This is a genomic window from Paenibacillus sp. TC-CSREp1, from assembly GCF_050171015.1.
Taxonomy (GTDB): Bacteria; Bacillota; Bacilli; order Paenibacillales; family Paenibacillaceae; genus Paenibacillus; species Paenibacillus silvae.
Genome location: NZ_JBNOKM010000007.1, coordinates 62,091 through 85,688, shown reverse-complemented (window position 1 = coordinate 85,688; position 23,598 = coordinate 62,091). Strand labels below are relative to the sequence as shown.

At 48.1% G+C, this 23,598-nt stretch carries 21 protein-coding genes; 20 read left to right on the top strand and 1 reads right to left on the bottom strand.

Features of this window, described 5'->3' with window-relative positions; translation table 11 throughout:
* Nucleotides 1-61: 61 nt before the first annotated feature.
* The 10 genes from ACQSGY_RS12180 (at nucleotide 62) to ACQSGY_RS12135 (ending at nucleotide 15,037) form a co-directional block, all read left to right on the top strand.
* Nucleotides 62-667 carry a hypothetical protein gene (locus ACQSGY_RS12180; RefSeq protein ID WP_427052078.1) on the top strand — a complete coding sequence of 202 codons (606 nt, stop codon included), beginning with the start codon at nucleotides 62-64 and terminating at the stop codon, nucleotides 665-667.
* Nucleotides 668-814: 147 nt separating this feature from the next.
* A complete protein-coding gene (locus ACQSGY_RS12175) occupies nucleotides 815-1,090 on the top strand; it encodes a small, acid-soluble spore protein, alpha/beta type (RefSeq protein ID WP_427052077.1) in 276 nt (91 codons plus the stop codon).
* A 257-nt stretch (nucleotides 1,091-1,347) separates the two neighbouring features.
* Nucleotides 1,348-2,550 carry a methionine adenosyltransferase gene (gene metK, locus ACQSGY_RS12170; RefSeq protein ID WP_427052076.1) on the top strand — a complete coding sequence of 401 codons (1,203 nt, stop codon included), beginning with the start codon at nucleotides 1,348-1,350 and terminating at the stop codon, nucleotides 2,548-2,550.
* Between the two features lie 190 nt (nucleotides 2,551-2,740).
* Nucleotides 2,741-6,544, top strand: coding sequence for an Ig-like domain-containing protein (locus tag ACQSGY_RS12165; protein WP_427052215.1), 3,804 nt, complete (start codon nucleotides 2,741-2,743; stop codon nucleotides 6,542-6,544).
* 296 nt (nucleotides 6,545-6,840) lie between these two features.
* The gene (locus ACQSGY_RS12160; protein WP_427052075.1) at nucleotides 6,841-9,564 is read left to right on the top strand and encodes a stalk domain-containing protein; all 2,724 of its coding nucleotides are present in this window, start codon (nucleotides 6,841-6,843) and stop codon (nucleotides 9,562-9,564) included.
* A gap of 47 nt (nucleotides 9,565-9,611) precedes the next feature.
* Nucleotides 9,612-10,772 carry a sensor histidine kinase gene (locus ACQSGY_RS12155; protein ID WP_111269097.1) on the top strand — a complete coding sequence of 387 codons (1,161 nt, stop codon included), beginning with the start codon at nucleotides 9,612-9,614 and terminating at the stop codon, nucleotides 10,770-10,772.
* Nucleotides 10,773-10,776: 4 nt separating this feature from the next.
* Nucleotides 10,777-11,499, top strand: coding sequence for a response regulator transcription factor (locus ACQSGY_RS12150; RefSeq protein WP_111269098.1), 723 nt, complete (start codon nucleotides 10,777-10,779; stop codon nucleotides 11,497-11,499).
* 236 nt (nucleotides 11,500-11,735) lie between these two features.
* Nucleotides 11,736-12,140, top strand: a complete 405-nt coding sequence (locus tag ACQSGY_RS12145; protein ID WP_427052074.1) for a hypothetical protein — start codon at nucleotides 11,736-11,738, stop codon at nucleotides 12,138-12,140.
* Nucleotides 12,141-12,510: 370 nt separating this feature from the next.
* Entirely contained in the window at nucleotides 12,511-12,894 is a 384-nt protein-coding gene (locus ACQSGY_RS12140) for a hypothetical protein (RefSeq protein WP_427052073.1), read from the top strand.
* A 160-nt stretch (nucleotides 12,895-13,054) separates the two neighbouring features.
* Complete coding sequence (locus tag ACQSGY_RS12135; protein ID WP_427052072.1) at nucleotides 13,055-15,037, top strand: helicase-related protein; 1,983 nt, start codon at nucleotides 13,055-13,057, stop codon at nucleotides 15,035-15,037.
* A gap of 240 nt (nucleotides 15,038-15,277) precedes the next feature.
* Here ACQSGY_RS12135 and ACQSGY_RS12130 read toward each other — a convergent pair whose 3' ends face one another.
* Nucleotides 15,278-15,469, bottom strand: a complete 192-nt coding sequence (locus tag ACQSGY_RS12130) for a hypothetical protein (protein ID WP_427052071.1) — start codon at nucleotides 15,467-15,469, stop codon at nucleotides 15,278-15,280.
* Here ACQSGY_RS12130 and ACQSGY_RS12125 point away from each other — a divergent pair, their 5' ends adjacent.
* From ACQSGY_RS12125 to ACQSGY_RS12080, 10 genes are all read left to right on the top strand, one after another.
* On the top strand, nucleotides 15,470-16,174 hold the full coding sequence (locus ACQSGY_RS12125) for a ComF family protein (protein WP_427052070.1): 705 nt from the start codon (nucleotides 15,470-15,472) through the stop codon (nucleotides 16,172-16,174).
* Between the two features lie 256 nt (nucleotides 16,175-16,430).
* A complete protein-coding gene (locus ACQSGY_RS12120; RefSeq protein ID WP_427052069.1) occupies nucleotides 16,431-16,835 on the top strand; it encodes a TIGR03826 family flagellar region protein in 405 nt (134 codons plus the stop codon).
* Between the two features lie 172 nt (nucleotides 16,836-17,007).
* Nucleotides 17,008-17,292 carry a flagellar biosynthesis anti-sigma factor FlgM gene (flgM, locus tag ACQSGY_RS12115; protein WP_123065336.1) on the top strand — a complete coding sequence of 95 codons (285 nt, stop codon included), beginning with the start codon at nucleotides 17,008-17,010 and terminating at the stop codon, nucleotides 17,290-17,292.
* An 11-nt stretch (nucleotides 17,293-17,303) separates the two neighbouring features.
* Entirely contained in the window at nucleotides 17,304-17,807 is a 504-nt protein-coding gene (locus tag ACQSGY_RS12110) for a flagellar protein FlgN (protein ID WP_427052068.1), read from the top strand.
* 20 nt (nucleotides 17,808-17,827) lie between these two features.
* A complete protein-coding gene (flgK, locus tag ACQSGY_RS12105; protein WP_427052067.1) occupies nucleotides 17,828-19,384 on the top strand; it encodes a flagellar hook-associated protein FlgK in 1,557 nt (518 codons plus the stop codon).
* Nucleotides 19,385-19,410: 26 nt separating this feature from the next.
* Nucleotides 19,411-20,331, top strand: coding sequence for a flagellar hook-associated protein FlgL (gene flgL, locus ACQSGY_RS12100; RefSeq protein WP_427052066.1), 921 nt, complete (start codon nucleotides 19,411-19,413; stop codon nucleotides 20,329-20,331).
* 13 nt (nucleotides 20,332-20,344) lie between these two features.
* Nucleotides 20,345-20,914 carry a DUF6470 family protein gene (locus tag ACQSGY_RS12095; protein ID WP_110895552.1) on the top strand — a complete coding sequence of 190 codons (570 nt, stop codon included), beginning with the start codon at nucleotides 20,345-20,347 and terminating at the stop codon, nucleotides 20,912-20,914.
* A gap of 91 nt (nucleotides 20,915-21,005) precedes the next feature.
* Nucleotides 21,006-21,455, top strand: a complete 450-nt coding sequence (gene fliW, locus ACQSGY_RS12090; RefSeq protein ID WP_427052065.1) for a flagellar assembly protein FliW — start codon at nucleotides 21,006-21,008, stop codon at nucleotides 21,453-21,455.
* A gap of 1 nt (nucleotide 21,456) precedes the next feature.
* Entirely contained in the window at nucleotides 21,457-21,702 is a 246-nt protein-coding gene (gene csrA, locus ACQSGY_RS12085) for a carbon storage regulator CsrA (RefSeq protein ID WP_110895549.1), read from the top strand.
* 143 nt (nucleotides 21,703-21,845) lie between these two features.
* A complete protein-coding gene (locus tag ACQSGY_RS12080) occupies nucleotides 21,846-23,567 on the top strand; it encodes a flagellin (RefSeq protein WP_427052064.1) in 1,722 nt (573 codons plus the stop codon).
* Nucleotides 23,568-23,598: the final 31 nt, after the last annotated feature.

Below are 23,598 nucleotides of genomic sequence, written 5' to 3'. Positions count from 1 at the left end.
CATCACTCTTTTTTCTCTATAGTTAAAGTTAATAGATTACCAGAGGAGGAACATATCACACATGAAACCATATATGAAAGTATCTTTGGCCGCACTGGCAATTGGTGCCGGTGTGTGGATTGGGGCCGTATATAACGATACAGCCACCGGTGCAGGCACGATTCAGCCGGGAACCGCAGACGATCCGGTTGTGACGAAGAGTTATGTCGATCAGCAGATCCAACAAGCCTTGGGTGGAAAGCTTCCATCCGGAAACAGCACTAGTAATGGAACAAGCAGCAATACTGGCTCTACGCCGGGCACATCCACGGGCAACAATGGATCGGCAGGAACAGGAAGCACGGGCGTTTCCAGTACCGATCCGGGGCTTCCTCCGCTGGTATCAGGTGCAACCGATGCCGTGGAGATTGTAACCGTGAAGCCGGGTCAACAGCTGCTCGGCAAATCGGGCGCGGAGTTCATTGTACGCAGCGGCAAAGCGGTGATCGTCAGTGAGGGTACGAATGGTGTAGCCGATCTGACGGACGGGGTAGACCTGACGAATGGACAGGCGGCGCCGACCAATCACCTGCTTTCTTTTCCAAAGGATGGACGGGGCATTACGGTTCTGGACGGTAACAAATACAGCCTGACGGTCATGGTACGCGGTGGATATACGTTGAAATAGGTTGTGCAGCGACCTCAGCAATTATTCATTATTATTGTACGGGATTGTTCAGATTAACCAGTTCTAACAAACATTAATACGGCTAGCCGGATATGTTCCTGCTCACTCTATATTTGTAGACAACTAATCAATGGAGGTGCAGGAACGATGGCTAGAAGCAATCGGAAGGTCGTACCGGAAAGTCGTCAAATGCTCGATCAGATGAAGTATGAAATTGCTGCGGAGTTTGGTCTGAATGTGGGTTATGGCGGACGTGGAAGTCTGGCTGGTGCAGATACCGAGTTTGGCGGGGAGCTTGGCGAGATTACAGATCATTCATATGGGCAGTATAAAGGGTGGGGACATCTTACTTCCCGCGAGAATGGTTCGGTTGGTGGAGAGATTACGAAACGCCTGATTCGCCAGGCAGAACTGCACCTGTAGCACTCATACGTTACGTGTCCCTGAATTGACACCACTTGACAAATACGATAAGATGGCAGATGAGGTATGCAACCTTTTCCACTAGGGAAAGGTTGATTTTTTGTTGAGGCAATTACCTGAAAAATCCTTGTCTTCGTGAATGCGGATCAGTATCCTTATTATGCTGTAAAGCGCCTTCGGGAGCATAGTGAACGAATCGTCGTTATGTTTTGTTCGGGCAATCGCCATACTATATAGTTATGGGAGGTTGAAACTTCATGTCTATTAAAGGCCGACATCTTTTTACATCGGAGTCTGTAACTGAAGGACATCCGGATAAAATCTGCGATCAGATCTCGGACGCCGTGCTGGACGCATTTCTGGCGAATGATCCTAACGCTCGCGTAGCGTGCGAAGTTTCGGTGGCAACAGGCCTCGTGCTTGTTATTGGCGAGATCAGCTCCGCGTCTGAATATGTGGACATTCCTGCCATCGTGCGGAATACGGTGAAGGAAATCGGGTACACACGTGCCAAGTACGGATTTGATTATAATACATGTGCGGTGCTGACGTCACTGAACGAGCAGTCCGCTGATATTGCACAAGGTGTCAACGCTGCCCTGGAGCATCGTGATCCAGAGCAAATGGCACGTGAAACAGAGAACATTGGTGCAGGTGACCAAGGTTTGATGTTTGGTTTTGCAACCAACGAAACGCCAGAGCTTATGCCGCTGCCAATCGCTTTGTCTCACCGTATCGCTCGCCGTCTGGCGGAAGTACGTAAGAACGGTACGCTCGATTACCTTCGTCCAGATGGCAAAACACAAGTGACGATTGAATACGACGGTGACAAGCCGGTTCGTGTCGATACAATTGTAGTGTCTACGCAGCATGCGGAAGAGACAACATTGGAACAGATTCAAAAGGATATCAAAGAGCAGGTCATCCTACCGGTCGTTCCAGCTGAGCTGCTGGATGAGCAAACGAAATATTTCATTAACCCGACTGGGCGTTTCGTTATTGGCGGACCTCAAGGGGATGCAGGTCTGACTGGACGTAAAATCATCGTAGATACATATGGTGGTTATGCACGTCACGGCGGCGGTGCGTTCTCGGGTAAAGATCCGACTAAGGTGGACCGTTCTGCGGCTTACGCGGCTCGTTATGTAGCGAAAAACCTCGTTGCTGCGGGTCTGGCAGATAAAGTGGAGATTCAGCTCGCTTACGCGATTGGCGTAGCGAATCCGGTATCCATCAACGTGGATACTTACGGAACAGGCAAAGTCAGCGAAGAGAAGCTGGTAGAGCTTGTACGCAACAACTTCGACCTTCGTCCGGCTGGCATTATTCGTATGCTGGATCTGCGCCGTCCGATCTACAGACAAACGGCGGCTTACGGTCACTTTGGCCGTACAGACCTCGATGTTCCTTGGGAGCAAGTGGACAAAGCAGAATTGCTGAAGTCTCAAGCGGGTCTGTAAACCATTCAACGACAATGAAGCTCTTGGTTCCGTTCAGGAATCAGGAGCTTTTGTTATGTATTCTTATCTAAAATATATTGGGATTTATATCCAAATCGCTAACAAATATTTCTTTAGTAGCCGAAATACATATAGAGGTCTGTATATCAGACATATGAAGTCATGGGAATAAGGGGGAACGTCAGTGAACATGAGAAAAATAGCCCAAAAAAGCATGCTGGGCTTGTTGATTGTACTTTTAACTGCTCAAGGCTGGTTTACTGGCTGGACTGGAGCTGAACAGCGCTCCTATGCGGCTAACGCATTAGTTGAAGGGGTTAAGGACACCGTACCGTCAGTGAACGCAACAAATGTAGATACCACGGCCCCGCTTATCATTGATTTTGATAAACCGGTGAAGAAGGCAGATACTCCGAATAATATGATTTTGGTGAAACGTCTGGATGATGATTCGGTTGTCGACTTTATCCTCTCAACCGGTAGTCAAGTAACCATTGATCCGCAGCAGCCTATTACCGATCCTTCTACTCCGGATACTGGAGCGGGCACAGATTCTTCGGTCAGCGGGTATCGTGTAAGCATTACACTTAGCAAGCCGCTTCCAGGCGCTACATACTACGTAGAAATTAATGATAAAACCTTTGTATATGCTGATGATAATACACCTTTTGCAGGTTTGACCAAGAAAGAGTGGACGTTCAGCACACAAGGCCTGGGCTCGGCTGCAATGGTTAGCAGGGTTCCAGATAATGCAACGATTGTAACTCCATCCACTGATATCGTGATGACGTTTAATAAACCCGTGAATGCTGGCAAAGGTACGATGACGATCTATCAGGGCCGGGTTGGCGGCACGATCTTTGAACAGATTCCGATTAATGCAGGTGCACCTCGGGTAACAGGTTTGGGAACAACCCAGATCAAGATTGATCCATCCAAGGATTGGAGCAATAATACTACATATTACATCGTCATGCCTGAAGGATATTTGCAGGATGCAGATAAAAATGATGTTAGCGGCATAAGCGGTAATGTGTGGGGTTTCAACATTATTTCTGATCCAACTGCATTAACCGTTACATCGCTTTCGCCTGTTAATGGGGCTACCAATGTACCTGTATCTGGAAGCTTGACGGTGACCTTTAACAAGGAACTTGATACAAGGTATTTCACAGCGCCTGTTCTCAAAAAATCGAATGGCACCATTGTTTCAACCCGAACGGTCTTCAATAGTTCAAACAGCAGACAGCTGATTATTACTCCATCAAGTGAACTGGAGAGTAACACAACTTATGTGGTGGACCTGCCTGCCAATGCATATCGGGATCGGGCGGGAAATATTTTTACAGGCCTCAGTGGTTCAACCTCATGGACATTCAAAACCTTGAGCAAAGACACCACTGCCCCTGTCCTGAAAACTGCTAAAATGCATAACAATACTACGATTCGTCTGACATATGACAAGTGGTTGTCCAGCATCAACCCGTTTAGCAGCGCATATGCGGTAACGGTGAATGGAGAGAAGCGCAATGTCAGCCAGACCTACGTCTCGGGTGACAGTGTGTATGTTGTGCTGGATACAGGTGTAGCGGCAGGACAAGTGGTTCGTATTGCATATACGCCAGGAACCGGCAACCGGGTAACGGATCAGTCTAACAATGCGGCAGCCGCATTTGGTGCACGTGATGTCGATAACGGGCTGGACTCCGTAATGTCGAAGCCGCGGGAAGGAAATGTTTACTACAGCACAATCACATTGTATTATCCTGAAACGGTGTACGTTAACTCACAGGATGCGGCAAGACAGTTCAGTGTAACTGCTGATCAGATCGCTGTAGGGGTAAATAGCATCTCTGTAAACAGCAGCTCGGTGGTTACTCTTAATCTGAGCCGCTCAATTACGGATGGCGAGGTCGTTCGTGTCACGTATGCTCCGGGATCATGGCCTGTAAAGGATAGCCGTGGACAGGCACTTGCCGGATTCACCGGCTTCTATGTCCGCAATTCAATTGACACCAAGCCGCCTGAATTCAGAAGCGCGGAGGTGAGTGGCAACAAATTATGGATGCGGTACAATGAGCCGTTGAATCCAGCCAATAAACCACAGAACAGCCAGTATTCTGTGCTGGTTGATGGTAAACCTGTTTTTGTAACCAACTCAGACATTGAAGATGATCTTGTTACGCTGACCCTTGCTTCTGCGGTCAAAGATACACAAAATGTCACGTTATCGTATGTGCCAGGAGCCACACGCCTAACCGATCTGAACAATAACCCCGCAGGTTATATTAATCTGACGCCAGTCGCTTACACTTATGGTAACGGGAGAATTCTGGCTGCTGTAATTCAGGGGGATACCATCCAGATCCAATTCCGTGAAGCGATTCAGCCTGAAACGGCTTTAACGTTAGCTCAATTCAGCGTATTGCTTAACAGCGGCAGTCCCAAGTTATTGTCAGCATCTGCTTCCGGCTCTGTGGTGACCTTGAAATTAGATTTATCCTCCACTACGGGGACTGACAATCCTACAGGTACGATTAGCTACATGCCTGGAGCGGTACCCCTGCGAGATGCGTCTAATACAACGGTGCCGGCGTTTGGGCCGTTAACATTGCAGCAGACCAGCAGCAGCTTGCCTGTAAACAATCAGACGGGAGGACGTCCGGCTTGGATAAGTGAGCTGGATGCGTCCAATTATGGTCAGCCGCTGCTCGTCATGAGCAATAGCACGGCATCCCCCGTGTCCGCGATGTCGCACTACAACCGTACGACTCGTCAATTTAATGTAGATGCGGCAAAGTTAAGTCAGGCTTTTGAATATGCATCTGCATCCGGTAAGCTGAGTCAGCCTGTTGTATTTGAGGTTCCAGACAGTGAGTACTCTGCGTATGTTGGATTCCCGATTACGACGCTTACGCAAATTGCCGGAAATTATCGCAACGGTACAGTTGGAGTGAAGTATGGTGACCGTCTCTGGACCGTAGCGCTGTCCAAGCTGGATCTGGCAGGCATGAGCCGCAGTGTGGGTACGATTGCAGCTTCATCGGTGGTCACGCCAATTAATGAAAGCAGTTCTTCCAGAACGGTAGTACCTTCTTTGTACGTTCAATTGGAAACTGTGCCGTTATCTGATTCGGGCACGGTAGAAAGTTTAATCGCTGGAGCGGGCGCGCAGAAACTTGCCAACTACACAGACGTACGTGTGTTTGCAAGTAAGGGTGCTTCAGAGCAGCAGATTGAACAGCAGGTTAAGAGTGAACTGTCCATGCAAGTGTCACTCAATACACCAATGAACACATCAGGCATGACGGCACTGGATATGTCAACGTTCCAGCTGTCCTATGTTCCGAGCTCTTCCAAGAGCATGCCAGGACGGATCGTTATTCAAGGCAAGCTGAATGGCAATCAGGCTGTTGTTCCTGTCAATCATGTGGTGAGTTATCCAGATACCGATTCGCATTGGGCTAATGATGTGATTAAGGAATTGTCCGCCAAATGGATTATTAGCACACCTAACGGTACCTATTATCGCCCTAACGAGAATATCTCCCGTGCGGAGTTTGCTGAACTGGTAGCAAGAGGACTCGGGTTAAAGGCAGAACCTAGTGCAGCCAGCCGTTTCAGGGATGTTCGGGGCGGAAGCATCACAAGTGCTTATATCGGTGCAGCCGCGGAAGCAGGAATCATCACGGGGAATACGGACGGTACGTTTAAGCCGGATCGTGCGATTACCCGCGAACAGATGGCGATTATGATGGTTCGTGCCATGAATTACGGGGGGCAGACATTATCGCTGCAAACGTCGGCCAATTCAAGCTTATCCAAGTTCAAGGATAACAAAAAAATTCAATCCAAAGATTCCGTTGCCAAAGCGGTTCAAGCGGGCATTATTCAAGGAATGACAACGAATACGTTTGTACCCCAAGGCAATGCAACTCGGGCACAGGCAGCGGTTATGCTGAAAAGAGTTCTGGATAAACTCGGTTACCTGTGAGGCGATAGAGTCAGTTATATAGCTTTATACTTTGGTTATCATATGGGGGCGCTTCGAGAATGCATATTTCTTGAAGCGTCTTTTTCTCGGGAATTGCAGATTACACAGAGAATAGGAGTCTTATGCATTAAACAATAGCCAATTTATGTCTGATTGTTGGCTTTTGGCGTAACTTTTTCCACAAAAAACAGTCTATTAATAGAAGAGTATACTAGGGGTCGCTCTATGTATTGCTGTCTGGCAGCATAGATGTGATATCTAAGATTGATATACAAGATGGGAGAGACGTTTCGAACATGCTGGGGAAACATGGGAAACAGCTGGAAGACGTAAAGCATAGCAAAGCAAAGAAGTGGGCGATCGTGACATTGGCAGGTGTGATCTGGATTGCACCGGTGATGAGTGCGGGTGGACAGATGTGGTCGGGAACATCCTGGCAGTCTGTGGCAGCGGCAGCATCAACCAATACAAGCAAGCTGAGTGAGGAAATTTTGACTTCGGGTGCGAAGCTCATGAAATACAGATATACAACGACACGTTCTGGCTCGAAGGTAAATGTACTTGCAGATGTCGTGCAGGTGGATTTGCAGAATCCGTATGTGAAGCTGGACGTGATGACGGGTAAGGGCGGCAACTTGAATAGCAAACAAAGCACAGGCGGCATGGCCAAGGAAAACGGTGCAGTCGCTGCCGTGAACGGGGATTATTTCAACGTATCCGGGGAACTCGCGCCGATTGGCGGACAAGTCTCTGACGGGGTATTGGTGTCCACACCTTCAGAGCTGAAAGGCATGTATGCCCTCACCGTAACCAAAGATGGCAAGCCGATGATCGACGAATATTCGTTTGACGGCACAATTAAGGCACAGGATGGTTCAACCTTCGCTCTGCGTGGGATAAATAAGGAGGACTATACAGTTGAGACGGGTTCAGGTACATACAGCCATGCCAACTCCATGTATATTTATACACCTGCCTGGACGTCAACCAAACGTCCGAACGATCCATCCACCACACCGACAGAGGTGCTTGTACAGAACGGAGTCATCACACAGATTTCGGATAAAAAAGCATTAAATATGACTGTACCCAAGGACGGCTACATACTGCGGGCACATGGTACTGCAGCAACCTGGGTGATGAGTCATCTGTCGGTTGGCCAGACACTGGGCGCGGACTACAAGCTGGTTGCCAAAACGACAGGACAATCTGTTGATCCAAGCAATCTGGAGATGATGATCGGCGGTCATACGATTCTCGTCAACGGCGGACAAGCGACACCGTTCTCACGGGATATTGTTGCGTCCGGTATTGGCGGCGTTCGTGCGAGAACAGCGGTAGGTTATTCTCAGGACGGGCGTTATGTGTACATTGTTGCAGCGGAGAAAAACAGCAACAGCAGCGGGTTGTCACTGACCGAGCTTCAGTCGTTTATGACGAGCATCGGGGTGTGGAAAGGTATGAATCTGGACGGCGGCGGCTCAACGACGATGGTAACACGTCCGCTTGGGGAGCAATCTGCAAGTCTGACGTTTAATACCGAGTACGGCACAGAGCAGCGCCAAGTGGTGAACACACTCGGTGTATTCTCGACAGCACCGGAAGGCAAGCTGAAGGGCTTTGCGGTAAGTGGCAGTCAGACACTGCTTGCCGGTCAGGAAGGCAAGTATACGGCGAAAGGGTATGACACGTATTACAACCCGATCGCCACAGGCAATATTCCGTTGACCTGGAAATCAAGCAACAATAACATTGTAAGTGTAAGCAACGGAACGGTTAAAGGTGTGAAGCCGGGCACAGCAACGTTGACAGCTACAAGCAGTGGCGCTTCCTCCTCCATCAAAGTCACGGTGCTGGGCGGCAGTGAGCTGGCGTCCCTGACGGCAGGATCAGGTCTTGGTTCGCTCAAGGCGGGTACGACAGTTTCGATTCCAGTGACCGCGACAACGAAGAGTGGGCAAAGTGTAACTGTACCGGCAGACTCGCTCACCTGGGAATTTGTAGGCTTCAAAGGCAAGGTGGCAGGAGATCAGTTGACGGTATCCTCTGTGAATGATGGAGCGCAGGTTGGTTATGCGATCGGTCGTTATGATGGCTTCAGTACGGTCGTTGTGCTCTCGGCAGCAGATAGCGAGACCATCTGGGAAAACTTCGAAAGCGTGAATTATCCGATTAATTTCACAACGAATGCGGCAGGAGTAACAGGGTCAGCGGCAGTCGTTGCAGGAACAGGTGAAAAGGCCGGCTCCAAGGTGCTGCAGCTCAGCTACGACATGACAGGTGGAACGGGCAAAATGTACGCTTACGCTCAGCTGAACGGTTCAACAGGCCGTGAGGTTTCTGCTTCTGCAACCTCCATGTCTATGGATGTTATGGGTGACAAGAGCCTGAACTGGCTGCGTGCCGAGTTTACCGATGCCAAGGGTAAAACGGTATATGCCGATCTGGCCAAAGCGATTGACTGGAATGGATGGAAAAAGGTGAATGTGGACCTGAACGGGCTGAACATGGCTTATCCGGCGAAACTGAAGCGTGTGTATGTCGTTAACGTGGAAGAGGGGCAGGATGAGCGCGCCATGACAGGAACGGTGGCATTTGACAATATTGCCTTCACGATGCCATCCAAGTCCAGCGAAGCCGGATTGCCAACGGGAACAGCTTCTCTCGTGCTTGGAAAGAAGTCGATGACGGTGAATGGTACAACCAAAGCGATTGATGCAGCACCAGTCATTAAAAATGGAACAACATATGTGCCCATCAAACACGTGCTGGACGCCTTCGGCGGACAGGCGGGCTGGGACAGCAAAAATCAGCGGATTACCGTGATTCGCGGCAGCAAGCTGATCGATCTGGTGGTAGGTCAGAAAGAGTTTGTTCTGAATGGCAAAAGACAGAGCGCATCAGTTGCACCTTATGTAAGCGGGGGTAGGACTTTAGTCCCTCTCAGACTCGTTTCGGAGCAGCTTGGTCTGACTGTAAAATGGGAACAGAACACGAAGACCGTTACCATCTCATCGTGATATGGTATGATATATACCGGAAACGATAGAAATGGAGTCGAACAAACGTGGATTTACAAGCCGATGCCATAGACCGCGTCATAAAAAACGCCATACAAGTCATGGAAAACAGCAAATATCAAATGTTTGAAATCATGGACTCCACTCGTGAGGAGCTGAAGACGCTCAACGAGGAGTTGAAGTCGGTGCTGAAGGAAACGGCGGAAACGATCGAGAAAGTAGATCAGTTAGAGCTGAATTACCGCCGTTCCCGGATTCGGCTTACCGAGGTGAGCCGCGACTTTGTCCGTTATTCGGAGCATGATATCAAGCAGGCGTATGAAAAAGCGACACAGTTGCAGCTGGATCTGATGATTTATCGTGAGAAGGAAATGTATCTAAAGGCCCGGCGGGATGATCTGCAGAAGCGTGCCAAAAATGTGGAGGCTTCTGTTGAGCGTGCCGAGACCATTGGTTCGCAGATGGGCGTTGTGCTAGAATACTTGTCAGGCGAGTTAGGTCAAGTGACCCGTATCATCGAGTCTGCCAAGAATCGACAAATGATAGGTTTGAAAATTATTTTGGCCCAGGAGGAAGAGCGGAAGCGGATTGCCCGGGAGATTCATGACGGGCCTGCGCAGATGCTCGCCAATCTAGTGCTTAGGACGGAAATTGTAGAAAGAATGCTCATTAAGCAGGATTTTAAGATGGTCCAGGCCGAAATAGTAGATTTGAAAGGCCAGGTTCGTTCAAGTCTTGAAGAAATGAGAAAAGTTATTTTCAATCTGCGTCCTATGGCACTGGATGATCTGGGATTGATCCCGACGCTGAGGAAGTATGTGCAGGATTTTGAAGTAAAAACAAAAATCCGGTCGCTTTTTGAAACAAGAGGCAAGGAACATCGTCTCTCTTCTGCAATGGAGGCAGCAATCTACCGCCTTGTGCAGGAAGGTCTGTCTAATGCTGCCAAGCATGCTTATCCCACGTATGTTGTCGTAGAAATTACATACCAGGCTCAGCTCGTCAAAATTGTCGTACAGGACAATGGGCTTGGGTTCAAACCGGAGCTTCTTGCGAAGAAAAGCAAGGACCACAACCACTTCGGTCTGATCGGGATGAGAGAACGGGTTGAACTGTTAGAGGGAAGAATAGAGATTGAATCCGCAGAGAACCAGGGAACCAAAATAGTCATTCATATCCCGACTAACGTGGATAAGGGAAAGGAGTAGCAGGATGGAAAACCGTGATACTGGAAAAACATCAATTAAAGTTCTTTTGGCTGATGATCATCAGCTGTTCCGTGAAGGATTGAAACGCATTTTGAATATGGAGGACGACATTGAGGTCATCGGTGAGTGTGGCGATGGCATTCAGGTGCTTGAATTCTGTAATCAGGAAAAACCGGATATCGTTCTGATGGATATCAACATGCCTGTAGAGAACGGTGTGGAGGCTACCGAGAAGCTGCGTGAGCTGTTCCCGGATGTGAAGGTTATTATTTTGTCCATCCATGATGATGAAAGCTATGTATTCGAGACACTCCGTAAAGGGGCAAACGGGTACTTGCTGAAGGACATGGAGGCAGAGTCACTGATTAATGCGATACGTTCGGTACATGAAGGACATGCATTTATTCACCCTAAAGTAACGGGCAAACTGATTATGCAGCTTCGCCGCATGACGTATCTGAACGAAACAGGTGCAATGAGTGAAGGCACTGCGAAGGAAGCCGGCGTTAAATTTGTGGCGGGTGACAACAATCCACTTACACGCCGCGAGGCCGAAGTGCTGCGTCTGATGGCTGAGGGCAAGAGCAACAAAATGATTGGTGAATTCCTGTTTATCAGTGAAAAAACGGTCAAAAACCATGTCAGCAGCATTCTGCAAAAGATGGAAGTGGACGACCGTACACAGGCTGTTATCAACTCCATCAAATATGGCTGGGTTACGCTCTAAACTATTTGTTCGTTTAATCCGTGTTCACTCGCACCCTTTCCAGTAGCTGGATTGGTTTGCGGGTTGATGGACTTTATCACTGCAAATGAACAAAGTGCGAGGGCGAGCTGAACATCTGTTCAAATCGGAGCACGGACCGGCGTTGGTTGTAACCCTTCGGAATACGCAGCATATACTGCTGTATACAGGGATGTTCGCCATGGGTGAGCATGACCTTCCGAGGAGGTGCAGTTGCCATGGTTGCTCATTTGACTATGATTCTGCTTATATACTTCCTGGCGGCAGTGGCCGTTCATGTTATGCACCAGCGCCATATTTCCCGCCCGGAGTCCGAAGGCTTCGAGCAGATTCTGCTCATTCCTTCCAATCAGGCAGGACGGATTGAGGGCATTATTCGAGCACTTTGCCGGGAATTATTATATCGTGGAAAGAGCTTTACATTAACAGTGGTCGCTGATCATCATGATGCAGAGACGATTACGATCATTGAGAAGATGATGCAGAAGCAGGGCCTGGAGCTTTCTTATCTTCCGGCTGTGCCATCAGATCTTGAACGCAGCAAGCAGGCGCATGGCGGTTATCGTCTCATTGATCTGCGTAAATCCAGTGATGAAGCCGGATTCAGGCAAGCAAGACAATGATATGATGCAGATGTTGATATGCAATTCATATGGAGAAAGATTACAGCGCAACGCTGTAGTCTTTTTTTGTAATTGTAGCCAAGTCTGCCTTTAAATTGAATATGGGTTTTATTGCAATCTATGGTTAAATACTGGATTTATTGCTTTGGTTAGAGCCCGAGAAGCATTTTGAAGTCAGAAGTCTTAACTTAAAAGTATAGACTGAGAAAATTGGGAAAAGTTGCGCGATTTTTAAAGAAAAAATCAAGAGCAATAGAATAAGATAGGGCTGGAATTATCGGTTGTATTGACTGTTATAAAGAATATCCATATAATTGAATTTAAGAAAATTTAAGTTTATATAGGTTTCGGAATAGGAAGTGAGGCGCCTTTGAAAAGGTTTATTGCAGGACGGGGCATTATCATAAAACGATGCTTTGCAAGGTACACCAAGTTGATGTTGCTGCCGCTTGTATTGCTATTGTCTGCAGGTACAGTAGCCGTTGAGGGGAATAAGGACTCTTTGGATATGTCATACTCAATCAATGTAGAGAATGCAAGCAGTAAGCTTGGCGCGAATAAAGAAAAGAATGCTGATGATCATATACAGGCGTTAGATGAACTGGGGGGAGAAGAAGAGATTCCTGATCTATATCGTACCTCGCCTGACACGACATTTACTTTTGAAGTAAATGGACGAGTACTGCAGCCAGGAGAATCAATCTATATCCAATCCGGCTCAGATCAGCTGTCAAAAGTCTGGGTTGGGAAGTAAACGGTTGTTTATGAAGTGGCAATATCGTTATACTGAGGCCAGATCATATCTGTGAAACGACAGGAACATGAAGCACATGCTCCGGCGAAGCCGCCGGCAGTATGTGCTTTTTTGCGTTTCTGGATAAGTCTTTGAATCGCACGAGAGAGGAGTTGGAGAGATGAAGGTGGCGTTGTATGTATGTCGCACGGATGAAAAGTGGAGTATGATCCTGTCTCTTGATATTCAGGTCGATGTCGTGTGGTGGCTGGAGGGTGTGAGTGGTAGGCAGGTTCATCAGTGGCTGGTTCTAAGCTTGCAGCTGCCGTTAAGTCAGGCCGCATGGCTCGTGGAGCAGTTTGTGCCTGTGCGCAGCATGACTCAATGGGATGTTGAAGCGTGGCAATGTTATCTGAACACAAAGCTGCTCGAGTACGAGCGGGACTCAGGTGAGATTGAGGCTAGAGAAGCTGTGACTGTGGCAATGGGAGCGAGCGGATGGGGGGAGAAGGGGAGTGAAGCAGGTGGGTGGATGACTAGTAAAAGAGAAGATGGGGGTGGTGAAACTGGAGTTCAAGGAAGAGGTGCAGCTGCACAGTTTATTGTGGGCGGGATGCCTGGGGCCTATCCCGCCGAGCATTGGGCTCAGCTGCAGCAGTGTGCTGCTCTGCTGGCTGAGCGCATGAGCGGCCGCCAATTGCTGGCGGCCGAGGCCGAGGCGCTGCTGGCGGCGGAGCCCGCCATGCCGCCCGGGGGCTGGCGCGCGGCTGCGCAGCTCGCGCGCTTGCATGGGCGGCTGCAGCTGACAGCCGCCCTCCAAGGGCCTGCCACGCGCCGCCGGCTCGCGTGGCTTGGCCGCGCGCGAAGCGCGCCCCGCTGCCACCGCTGTGGCAGCGAAGCCAGGCAGCGCGTGCCCTGCGCTGCCTGCGGCCTGGCGGCGTGCGCCTACTGCGAGGCATGCCTCGCATTGGGGCGCAGCCGTGCCTGTGCGCTGCTGCTACGCAGTGCAGCGCAAGGGGCCGTGCCCGCACGCGGCGAAGCACCGCGGGGCACGGCCCTGGCCCCCACCGGCGGCGGACTCGCCCGGTGGGGGCTAAGCGCAGCGCAGAGCGCGGCAGCAGCCGCGGCGCTTGCGTTTTTGGCCCGGCCTCCCGCAGGGGATGGGCCGGGGCGGTTCTTGCTCTGGGCCGTGACCGGGGCCGGCAAGACCGAGATGATTTTCCCTCTGCTCCAGCACACACTGGATCACGGGGGCAAAGCGCTGGTCGCTACACCCCGCAGGGATGTCGTGCTGGAGCTGGCTCCGCGCCTGGCGAAAGCTTTCCCGGACACCTCGCTTGCTACGCTCTATGGCGGAAGCGCGGAGCGCTGGAAAGACGCTCAGCTCACGCTGGCGACCACACACCAGCTTATGCGCTTTTATCACGGATTCGATCTGGTCATTATCGACGAGCTGGATGCCTACCCGTATCATAACGATCCCATGCTGGCTCACGCTGCCGCTTCTTCCTGCAAGCCGGATGGACATTTCGTATATTTATCGGCTACACCGCCAGCCCGGCTGCAGCGAGAGGCCGCTCTAGGCAAGCTCGCACATGCCAAGGTACCTGTCCGTTTTCATCGGCATCCGCTGCCTGTACCCAAGCTGATGCGCATGATAACCGTAGCCCAGTGCATCAAGCGTAAACAGCTGCCCGCTCCCATCGTGAGCAGCATTCGCTCTTCGCTGGAGCGTGATGCGCAGGTGTTTGTTTTTGTAACACGAATCGCACAAATCGAAGCCTTTGTGCAGCTGATGCGCCGAACTTTTCCGAATATCTCGATTGAAGGCACTTCATCGCAGGACGCGGACCGGGCGCCCAAGGTCATTGCTTTTCGCGAGCGCTCCATACGCCTGCTTGTAACGACCACCATTCTGGAGCGGGGGGTGACGATACCTCGCAGTGATGTGTTTATTCTGGATGCAGACAATGGGCTCTTTGATGAAGCTTCATTAGTACAGATGGCTGGTCGGGCCGGGCGCTCCCTGGATGATCCGGCAGGCCGGGTTGTGTTCGCCGCCTCACGCCGGACTCGTTCTCAAGTCAAAGCGGTATCCCAGATTTGCAAAATGAATGCCATCGCCCGCCGCAAAGGCTACCTGCACCCACCCGTCTCCAAATAACGATCATAACTCATCTTACTCTCAGCTGAACCCGAAAAGGCTCTCTACAGGATCATCGTTCATACAAAAGTGTCTTTTCGCCAACATTCATTTTTTTATTAAAATTAGCAGCCTCTTCCTCAAGCGTTAATGAAACATCGTACTAAACGCTCATTACAAACTTAGGGAGTTACATTGTAAAGAAAGGAGCCCTGCTTCATGTTGAACTACATCTCCCATCTCTTCGAACGTGCGCATCAGCTAACCAGAGGACTCCACCATCTGCTCGGTCCGCCCGGCTCCTCCTGCCTGACTTGCGGCACGCGAGCGCTGTTGTCCTCCCGCTATCCGGGGATATGTACACGCTGTGTGCAGCAGATTCCGTGGATTCGCGCAATTCGCTGCCAGCGTTGCGGACGGGGAGTAGGGTGCCCTGACTGTGTCCGTCCGCATATGCAGCGCCGCTCCTTCATCTGTAATCGCAGCGCCGTACAGTACAATGAATTAATGAGAGAATGGATCAGCATGTATAAATTTAGAGGACACGAGCGCTACGCCCCGCTGCTAACGGCACTTCTCATTCAAGCCTTTCAAGCGATGAGCGAAGAACTGACCCGTATATGTGGAAAAGAAACCCTAAAGCCGCTCTGGCGACCTGACGCGCTCACCTATGTTCCCGTGAGCGAGGAGCGCCTGGCCGAGCGCGGCTTCAATCAGGCGGAGCGGCTGGCAGCAGGGCTTGCCACCGCCGCCCGGATACCCGGTGTTGATCTGTTGCAGCGCCAGATCAACACCGGGAAACAAAGCTTCAAATCTCGCGCCGAACGATTCGAGACGATGAAACATGCTTTCTCTATTCATCCTGACGGGCTTGATCTCATTACAAAGATTTGGGATGATAAAGGCCGCCCAAGTTCTCAAAACCCAGAAACTCATCCACAGAATATCGCAACATTCTTCAGGAGAATGAATCATTCTCCCATGCCCGAATCATCCGATCAGATCAACAATGTAGATAAAGCTTTACAAATCCTTTTAATTGACGACATCTACACAACCGGCAGTACATTGGATGCTTGCGGGCAGGTCATTCTAGCTGCTGCAAATAATGCCGGTATTCCGTTGCGTATTTATACGTTGACATTAGCAAGATCCTGATTTGTAATGTTTGCTTTTTTAGATTCTTTCTGTTCACTCCGTTTTTCTCTAAAATACAGTTAAACGCAAATATTATTTTTCTCAAGGTAAATATTTATGTTTAATAGCAGAGTTTAGCTATAAAATAGATTGCGTATCTACGCAAACTGCCTGCGTTTTATATTTGCAAATAATATATGGACTTCATATGAGAAAATAAGGTAATCTATAGGTATTAGCTAGTCGGGAAAGAGAGATTAAGAGGGGAGTTTTGGCGATGAATCTAGGAAATTGTCCTCGCTGCGGCAGATTGTATGCATTGAATTTTCGTGATGTATGCTCGAACTGTATCAAAGAAATGGAGCAGGAATATCAGATCTGTGTAGACTATCTGCGCGAGAATAAAGGCGCCAATATACAAGAATTATCGGATGCGACCGAGGTGTCAATTAAAACCATCACCAAATTTATTCGTGAGGGACGTATTTCCATCGAAAACGCTCCGAATATGATGTATCCTTGTGAAGTATGCGGAACGTTGATTCGTGAAGGTCATATGTGTGATTCCTGCCGTACAAGACTAACGAAAGATCTGGCTAGTGCTGCTCGTGAAGTAGGTCAGAAGGAGAACAACCAAGTAGGCGGACGAACCTACAATGCTGTCGACAAACTACGGGACTAATAGGAACGTGGTCTTAAATCCGAATAATGCTATAACAAATGTTTTGGAACGTACCGATAAACTTATTAAAGATTATCGGTTTTTTTTATTATCCTACTCGTTTTAAACACATAAAGATAAAGAAAGAAAAACGTAAATCGTCACATTTTAACTGAAAGGAAGTGCACTTCGAATGAAAATCAATGAACCAAGTCGAATTGGAGCCATCAATTCATATCAGAGGAATGTTGAATCCAATCAGCAGGCTGAAACCAAGAAAAGCCGCCGTAAGGACGAAGTATCCATTTCTCCGGAGGCGATGAAGATGCTTGAAGAACAAGGACGTACGCAGGATGCGGGACGATTGCAGCGAATTCAGGAACTGAAGGAACAGGTAAGCTCGGGAACGTATCAGGTAGATAGCAGTAAGCTTGCCGACAAGCTGCTGCCGTATTTTAAGTCTTTTGATAAGGAATAGGTGATTATGTAATGGCAGCACTGGACAGATTAATTGCAGTTTTGCAGCAGATGGAGCAAAGTCACCGCGATATGCTGGCGCTCAGTCAGATCAAACGAGAGGTTATCGTCAAAAATGATGTAGACCAGCTTATTGCTATCATGAATAAGGAATCCAAGTTTATGAAGCAGCAGGAGCCGCTTGAGACGGAACGACAACATGCTGTTCACGAACTGCTTCAGGAGCGTGGCATCAAGTCCATGCTGCACCTGAATATTACCGAGATTTCCAAGCTGATCTTTGATCCGGCTGACAAGCAGCGATTGTTTGAAGTTCAGAAAAAGCTGGCGGGAACATTACAGGAACTGAAAGAAATTAATCAATTAAATCAAAAGCTGATCGAGCAGTCGCTCATGTTTATTGATTTATCGATGGACATTTTTGCTTCAAGGCCAGAACAGGATGCAACTTATCAGCATCCTGCTGATAAGCATGGCAATCCAGGGCGAATCGGCCTGTTCGACACTCGTGCCTGATTAAATTAGGGGGAAACCAGGTGACATCTACATTTCATTCCATTGAAACGGCTAAACGCAGTTTGTTTACACAGACGACCGCTCTTAGCACAACAGGCCACAACGTAGCTAATGCGAACACAGAAGGGTACTCCAGACAAAGGGTAAACATGCAGGCATCTATTCCTATGGAGCCGTTTGCATTCCTGCACAGTACAACACCGGGACAACTCGGTACAGGGGTAGAATTTGACTCCATTACACGTGTGCGCGAGAAATTTCTGGATGATCAGTACCGCAATGAGAACACCAACTTCGGAAGTTGGTCCATTCAGCGAGATACATTAGAGAAGCTTGAAGCGATTGTGAACGAGCCATCAGACACCGGTTTTCGAACCGTTATGGATAATTTCTATAAATCCTGGTCTGATCTGAGCAAAAACCCTGAGGATGTAACTGCACGCAGGATTGTTAAAGAAACAACACTTGCACTCACAGATGCAATGAACCAGATCAGCCGACAGCTGGATAATCTGAATAGAGACTTGAATAACAACATAGATGTGAAGGCGAATGAGATTCAAGGTTACCTCGGTAACATAGCTAATCTTAATAGTGCTATTGTAAAAGTGGAGTCACTTGGCGATAATGCCAATGACTTGCGTGACCAGCGTGACTTGATGGCAGATAAATTATCCAAAATAATAAATATTAGTGTGCTGGATTCTCCACAAGGCTATGAGATCCAGATGGGCGGAGAGACACTTGTCGCCGGTGCAGAGGTGGGAGTCGCTGTAGATGCTGCTTTTCTAAATGATGCATTTACTGCAGGTACACTTACCAATGGTGAAGTTCATGGGATGATTAAATCCAGAGACTCCTTAGTGACAGATTACCAAAAGCAAATGGATACCCTCGCTGATACCCTTGCAAACGGTGAAATGTCGATTACCATTCCAGCGGGTTCCGTTTTGCCTGATAACACCGTGTTGGAGGGCGTTACCTACACGGGAACAGCGCGTACACTAACGTCCGATCTGAAGGTTACAGTGAAAGGCCTCAACGGTCTGCATCAACTCGGATACAGTTTGAGTGGCGGTACTGCCCCGGGTGTTCCGTTCTTCACGGCAGCGGGTGGGGGAACGACCATTACGGCCGGGAATATTTCATTGAATGCCGAAATACAGGCAGACCCGAATAAAATTGCTACCTCGCTGCGTACAACGACAGATACCTCTGGGACGGAGAGTCTGGTAAAGGGGAATAACACCCTGGCTATTCTAATCGCCAATCTTAAAGATACCCCTATGAAGACAGCTGACGGTCTGCGTAATGCAACGATTGGTGCCCAGTTCAGTGCCATTGTTGGACAACTTGGTGTCCAGTCACAGGAGGCTGCACGCCAGACAGCCAATACGGAATTCCTCACTCAACAGGTCGAGACTCGGCGTCAGTCTGTAAGCGGTGTGTCTCTGGATGAAGAAATGGCTAATATGATAAAATTTCAACACGCATATAGTGCTTCTGCCCGTTTTATGACGACATATGATGAACTGCTTGATAAGCTGATTAACTCTACGGGTACAGTAGGTAGATAAGGGATTGGAAGGAGTGATTTCAAGCAATGAGGATAACAAATAACATGCTGAGTTCGCAGCTGCTGCTGAACTTGAATCGCAACGCACAACAGATGAATAATACCCAGACACAGATGGCAACAGGTCGTAAAATTAACAAACCTTCAGATGATCCTGTAGGCATTACCTATTCTCTTCGGTACCGTGCCGAGCTCTCTTCCAATGAACAGTACCAGAAGAATGTAGATAGTGCGACATCGTGGCTGGATTTTAATGATACCGTCATGGACCAGGCAGGCAGCATCGTACAGCGGTTACGTGAGTTGACCGTTCAAGCGTCTACGGGTACGAACCCTCAGTCTGCTATGGATAGCGTCAAAGAAGAAGTTATGCAGTTAAAAGAGCAGCTTATTGACGTAGCAAACAGCAAGCTCAATGGTAAATACATTTTCAATGGTGAAACCTATGATATTAAACCATATCAGTTCACCAAAGATGCGGACGGAGCTTCAGATACCACGGATGCAGCTTCGGTGATCACGGATACAGGAAAGATTAATTTTATTGTGGGTGAAAGTGTGCAACTGCCGATCAATGTAACGGGTAACGAGGTATTTGGCAGCGAAACGGAAGAGGATAATCTGTTCGTGATTTTAAATAATATTATTGATGCATTAAAAGACGGCGATCAAAAAGAGCTTTCCAGCCAACTGGGAACGATTGATAGCAGAATGGACAAGATGCTGGCGATCCGCTCTGAGATCGGTGCTAAAACAAATCGTATTGATCTCATGATGGGGCGTCTGGATGATTTGGGTGTGAACTTGACAGACCTTCAGGCCAAGGTTGAGGACGCGGATTATGCAGAACTCATTATGAAATCCAAAATTCAGGAAAATATATATAATGCTTCCCTGTCAGCGGGTTCCAAGATCATATCACCTTCTCTAGTGGATTTCTTGAGATAAAAGGGGGAGCAGTATGAATACTCTTCCTGTTGTTCAGATTAGAACGACACCTTCTATACTTAGTATTGACGCTGACCCTGGGCAGTTTTCGTTGCGTCAGCCCAAGGCTGATGTGCAGCTACATACAAGGCCTGCCCAGTTGAAGGTTCAAAGCCATGCTCCAGAGCTGAATGTAGATCAATCCAGAGCGTTTGCAGCATACAACGGCGGAAATATGATTGATATGAATGCTCGAATATACTCGGGCATGCAGCAGATTTTTTTGCAAAATATTGCGAACCGTGTGCAGCAGGGCAATCAACTGGCCGAGATTCACAAGTCGGGCAATACCATCGCTAATATTATTGGGGAGGATTGGCAGGGAACCTCTTTTCCCGAGATGAGAGGGCCGGCATCCATAGATAACGTAGATATACGATTCAATGTTCGTGCTCCGGAACTGGAGTATACACCGGCTGTTTCTGAAATGAATGTCACCATTAATCGGCCTGAGATCGAGTATCAAAGGGGTAAGCTGGACATTTATGTGAAGCAGTATGCATCGATTCAGTATACACCGCCTGCTATTGATATAGGAATGTAGACTAATATATAAGTAGAGCTGTAGACAGTCTTGAAGCAGACATCTACAGCTCTTTTTTACGTAAAATCTTCGTATGGGAGGCTTTGTTAATATGAATATGATTCAGACAAGCATGTGGGGAGAGATTGAAGTTCAGGAAGAGGATATATTCCACTTTCCTAAGGGACTTCCAGGATTTGAGGATGAGCATCAATTTGCATTGATCCCTTGGGAAGATACCCCTTTTGTTTACTTGCAATCGTTTCAGGAGCCTGAGCTTTCTTTTTTGCTGGTTAATCCCTTCTTGTTTGCATCGGATTACAGCTTTGAACTGCCGGAAGCTGATCGGGAGGAGTTAGAGATTACAGATCAAGTTCAAGTGTATTCTATGGTCACCATTCAGGAGCAAGTCAGCCAATCAACCATGAATTTACTGGCACCTGTAGTATTGAACCCAGAGAAAAGAACGGGGAAACAAGTGGTGCTTCATCAATCCGGCTATAAAACACGATGTCTGATCTGGCCAGAAGAACAGTTGGAATCTGCAAAGGGTGGTGTATGAGATGTTAGTACTTTCACGGAAAAAAGGCGAGTCCATCATCATCCAGGATCAGATTGAGATTACAGTATTGGCAGTAGAGGGAGATACCGTGCGAATCGGCATTACTGCACCTAAACATATTGATATCTATCGTCAGGAAATCTACGCATCTATTCAAGAAGCTAACCGGGATTCTGCTGCACCGCTTGCCGCCAATGTGGAAGCATTTATGGAACGGCTTCGTAATTCTGTACCGAAAAAAGATTAAAAATATTCCAGTTTGCTATAAACAGTTGCAGACCTCCTGTCGATATATAATTTAGACGCTGCTTCGGCAGGGCGGCCGACCTTAATGTCGCGGCGTTTACCACAAGGATGTGGAACTAACTTATTTCAGGGAGGAAACACTCAATGATTATCAACCACAATATTGCGGCGTTGAACACTCACCGCCAACTGAGCACTAACACTGCTAACACTAACAAAAACATCGAAAAATTGTCTTCCGGTCTTCGTATCAACCGTGCTGGTGACGATGCTGCTGGTTTGGCAATTTCCGAAAAAATGCGCGGACAAATCCGTGGTTTGGACCAAGCTACTCGTAACGCTCAAGATGGTATCTCTTTGATCCAAACAGCTGAGGGTGCTTTGAACGAAACTCACTCCATCCTGCAACGTATGCGTGAGCTGGCAGTTCAATCTTCCAACGATACAAACACAACTCAAGACCGTTCCGAGCTTCAAAAAGAAATGAACCAACTGACTTCCGAGATCAACCGTATCGGTAACACTACTGAGTTCAATACAAAGAAATTGTTGAACGGTGACTTGTCTGATAAATTCATGACAAAAGCAGCTGTAACTACACCAGGTGCAAAAGTAGACGTTACTAAAGCTGTTGATCAAACGATCAAAGTTGGACCTGAGCCAATTACATGGTCTGGAACATCCAAAGCGGCTGTCGATGTTAAAATCACGGGTACAGCTGACAACGGGTTCGATTTCACGAAAATCGATCCAGCAGCAGCAGCAGGTAAAAACGAGATCAAAATCACTAGAGATGGTGACAAATTCACTGTTGACTTCGATGGGGTAGATACGACTGCTGGTACACCTAAGACCCTTGAAATCAATGCAGATGACGTTGCATTCGATCCAGCAACTAAAACTTACACATACAACAATCAAGGCATTAACTTCTCTTTCACTGAAGCAGATGCCAAAGACTGGAATGATGGGGAGTCTGTAACCATTAACTTGAAAACAATCGGAGCAGATGCTACAGGTACGCACAGTACAGTTGCTTCAAAAGTACCTTTGGTTGTTGGCGGTACTACTGGTGATGCTGCAGCAGTTGTCTCCGATATTGTTGTTGATGGCGACAGCAAGTCTATCATTGCTAATGCTGATAAACTCAATATCGAGTGGGATGAGGCTAGTAAATCATTTACAGCTTCGCTTTTTTCAGGTGCAACTAAGTTGTCTGAAACTAAATTCTCTTTAGATGCTGGCGAAACTCTGAACTATGATGCTGATGGTATTAAGTTTTCATTTACTGCAACAGGAGATACATCCAACGATGGTAACATCAAAGGTTCATTCGCCCTGAAAACTGCAACAACCAAAGTAGAAACAGCTCCGGATGTTAGTTCTCCAGCTGAATACGAAGATCGTTCTGCAACTTTCCAAATCGGTGCGAACCAAAACCAATCGCTGTCTCTGGGCGTAAATGATATGCGTGCAGCGGCTCTGGGTATCGTTGGATCAGGCACAGGCTTCTCTTCAGCGAACAACGTTACAGATGGAACGAACAACACTAATGCAGAAAAAGCACTTGACTTGACAAGCTCAACTAATGCTGCTAATGCAATCACTGTTGTAGACAAAGCCATTGCTTCTGTTTCCAGCGAACGTTCCAAACTGGGTGCTGTTCAGAACCGTCTGGAGCACACAATCAACAACTTGGGAACTTCTTCCGAGAACCTGACTGCAGCGGAATCCCGTATCCGTGACGTAGACATGGCGAAAGAAATGATGTCCCAAACGAAAAACAACATCTTGGCACAAGCAGCTCAAGCGATGTTGGCTCAAGCGAACCAACAGCCACAAGGTGTTCTGCAATTGCTTCGTTAAGTTTAATCTCATTCTGAAGGAATTGGTTATC

What these genes read in the sequence shown, in the direction of transcription:
- ACQSGY_RS12125 (WP_427052070.1), top strand. Translation starts at nt 15,470, where the DNA reads ATGCAGCGCCGCTCCTTCATCTGTAATCGCAGCGCCGTACAGTACAAT.
- ACQSGY_RS12180 (WP_427052078.1), top strand. Translation starts at nt 62, where the DNA reads ATGAAACCATATATGAAAGTATCTTTGGCCGCACTGGCAATTGGTGCC.
- ACQSGY_RS12160 (WP_427052075.1), top strand. Translation starts at nt 6,841, where the DNA reads ATGCTGGGGAAACATGGGAAACAGCTGGAAGACGTAAAGCATAGCAAA.
- ACQSGY_RS12110 (WP_427052068.1), top strand. Translation starts at nt 17,304, where the DNA reads ATGGCAGCACTGGACAGATTAATTGCAGTTTTGCAGCAGATGGAGCAA.
- flgM (WP_123065336.1), top strand. Translation starts at nt 17,008, where the DNA reads ATGAAAATCAATGAACCAAGTCGAATTGGAGCCATCAATTCATATCAG.
- ACQSGY_RS12130 (WP_427052071.1), bottom strand. Translation starts at nt 15,469, where the DNA reads ATGCGGACGGACACAGTCAGGGCACCCTACTCCCCGTCCGCAACGCTG.
- csrA (WP_110895549.1), top strand. Translation starts at nt 21,457, where the DNA reads ATGTTAGTACTTTCACGGAAAAAAGGCGAGTCCATCATCATCCAGGAT.
- ACQSGY_RS12175 (WP_427052077.1), top strand. Translation starts at nt 815, where the DNA reads ATGGCTAGAAGCAATCGGAAGGTCGTACCGGAAAGTCGTCAAATGCTC.
- ACQSGY_RS12120 (WP_427052069.1), top strand. Translation starts at nt 16,431, where the DNA reads ATGAATCTAGGAAATTGTCCTCGCTGCGGCAGATTGTATGCATTGAAT.
- ACQSGY_RS12150 (WP_111269098.1), top strand. Translation starts at nt 10,777, where the DNA reads ATGGAAAACCGTGATACTGGAAAAACATCAATTAAAGTTCTTTTGGCT.
- metK (WP_427052076.1), top strand. Translation starts at nt 1,348, where the DNA reads ATGTCTATTAAAGGCCGACATCTTTTTACATCGGAGTCTGTAACTGAA.
- ACQSGY_RS12145 (WP_427052074.1), top strand. Translation starts at nt 11,736, where the DNA reads ATGGTTGCTCATTTGACTATGATTCTGCTTATATACTTCCTGGCGGCA.
- ACQSGY_RS12080 (WP_427052064.1), top strand. Translation starts at nt 21,846, where the DNA reads ATGATTATCAACCACAATATTGCGGCGTTGAACACTCACCGCCAACTG.
- fliW (WP_427052065.1), top strand. Translation starts at nt 21,006, where the DNA reads ATGAATATGATTCAGACAAGCATGTGGGGAGAGATTGAAGTTCAGGAA.
- ACQSGY_RS12095 (WP_110895552.1), top strand. Translation starts at nt 20,345, where the DNA reads ATGAATACTCTTCCTGTTGTTCAGATTAGAACGACACCTTCTATACTT.
- ACQSGY_RS12135 (WP_427052072.1), top strand. Translation starts at nt 13,055, where the DNA reads ATGAAGGTGGCGTTGTATGTATGTCGCACGGATGAAAAGTGGAGTATG.
- ACQSGY_RS12165 (WP_427052215.1), top strand. Translation starts at nt 2,741, where the DNA reads ATGAGAAAAATAGCCCAAAAAAGCATGCTGGGCTTGTTGATTGTACTT.
- flgL (WP_427052066.1), top strand. Translation starts at nt 19,411, where the DNA reads ATGAGGATAACAAATAACATGCTGAGTTCGCAGCTGCTGCTGAACTTG.